The organism is Pseudoalteromonas sp. NZS127 (genome assembly GCF_015864805.1).
GTDB lineage: Bacteria > Pseudomonadota > Gammaproteobacteria > Enterobacterales > Alteromonadaceae > Pseudoalteromonas > Pseudoalteromonas nigrifaciens.
On sequence record NZ_JADYWN010000047.1, the window covers coordinates 1 to 1,650 of the forward strand.

3 protein-coding genes are annotated in these 1,650 nt (G+C 61.7%); all 3 read left to right on the forward strand.

Annotation, left to right across the window (positions count from 1 at the left end; translation table 11 throughout):
- Positions 1-184, forward strand: a 184-nt coding sequence (locus I6E78_RS18280; protein WP_197183097.1) for a hypothetical protein, incomplete at its 5' end; no start/stop codon positions are given.
- Positions 185-237: 53 nt separating this feature from the next.
- A complete protein-coding gene (locus tag I6E78_RS18285; RefSeq protein ID WP_114488099.1) occupies positions 238-639 on the forward strand; it encodes a hypothetical protein in 402 nt (133 codons plus the stop codon).
- 477 nt (positions 640-1,116) lie between these two features.
- Positions 1,117-1,650: head maturation protease, ClpP-related (locus I6E78_RS18295; RefSeq protein WP_197183099.1), on the forward strand; the 534-nt coding region annotated here is incomplete at its 3' end.

Below are 1,650 nucleotides of genomic sequence, written 5' to 3' on the forward strand. Positions count from 1 at the left end.
GCTATTGGACTTTCTGGCAAACACCTTGGTGCTCACGGTACTTCTGGGTGAACTGCCGCGCGAGGGAACTGTCACCGCCCGACTGAAGCGCCACAACGAGACAAGCACCGGCTGGCGCAAGGCTGTCGCCGTTTGGGCGGAACAGCACCTCGACCAGTTCGACCCGAGCGGCGATCACATCTGATCCGAAACCAGCCCGCAGTCCACCAGCACATTTTCCGACGACAATCGCCACCCATGCGACATCTAGACCCCACTGCGGCCTTCACCGTGCTGCTGGCCTCCATCTTTGGGGCTCAACTCAGTGCGGTGATTGGCCCCTACGCCGTCATCATCCTTGCAGCTACCACGGGGGCTGGCTGGGGCCTTGGGCGCTGCCCGCCGATGACCCGCGCGCAGGGCCTCTGGTACTTTTTGAAACTCAATTGCACCGCTTTGTTGGTTACAGTACCGATTGCATCCGGTGTTCAGCATATGCTCGGCTGGCAAGAGGCCAACTGGCTCCTGGTCCCCGTCGGCCTCCTGGTTGGCGGTGTCGGCAATAGCTGGCCCAAGGTCGGCGAGTGGTTCGTGACCTGGCTGGGTCGCCTGCTGGAGAAGCGCACCGGCACCGAGCAACCACCGAAAAAGGACGACTGAGATGAATTCCCACCTCTGGGCCCTGCTGAACACGGTCGTCTGCGGGGCGATCATGGTTGTCTGCATCTGCCGCTTGTCGGTCATGCACGTAGGCATTCGCAAGCTCGTCCGTCTCAAATACACCCTGCTGCTGTCCGGCGCCTGCGCATACGGATTTCAGCCGTTCATCTTCGGCACATGGCCCACGCCCGCNCGCAAGCTCGTCCGTCTCAAATACACCCTGCTGCTGTCCGGCGCCTGCGCATACGGATTTCAGCCGTTCATCTTCGGCACATGGCCCACGCCCGCAGGTATGTTTTTCGTGGTCACGGTGTTTGTCGGGCTGCTCACCAGCTCGCACCGCTGGCGCCGCGCCGCCCCCATCGAGACCGAAACACGTCCTGCCGAACTGGCCTGAGAGCGTCGTCCGAAATTGTGCCGCAGAGGTGAATAACGCAGGGATCAACACAATGCGCAGCATTCAGCAAAGGACTGCGCATGCGCCCCTGTTTCAAATTCACAGCCAAGGCGGGTAAAAAGCCCGCGGTCTTGGCGCTAGACGAGGAAATCGGCTTCTGGGGCACCCAGGCCAAAGATTTCCGTGCCCAACTGGATGCTGTCGAAGGCAACGAACTGGTGGTCGAGATCAACTCGATTGGCGGTGACGTGATGGCCGGCCTGGGCATCTACAACATGCTGCGCTCCTGGGCCAAGGACGGCAAGACCGTCACCACCCGCGTGACCGGCATCGCAGCCAGCATCGCCTCGATCATCGCCCTCGCAGGCGACAAGCGCGAGATGCCCAAGAACACGTTCGCCATGGTGCACCAGGCTTCGACCATCGCAGCCGGCACCTCGGAAGACATGCGCGACGCGGCCAACTGGCTGGACAAGGTGGACGGCTCTCTGCGCAACATCTACATGGACCGCATGGGTGCTGACGAAGCCAAGGCCGCCGAAATCATGGCGAAGGACACGTACCTGACCGCTGACGAATGCCTGGACCTGGGCTTCGCCACTGCGCTTCTGGAC

Excerpts from the sequence above, each read along its gene's own strand:
- I6E78_RS18285 (WP_114488099.1), top strand. The coding sequence starts at position 238 with ATGCGACATCTAGACCCCACTGCGGCCTTCACCGTGCTGCTGGCCTCC.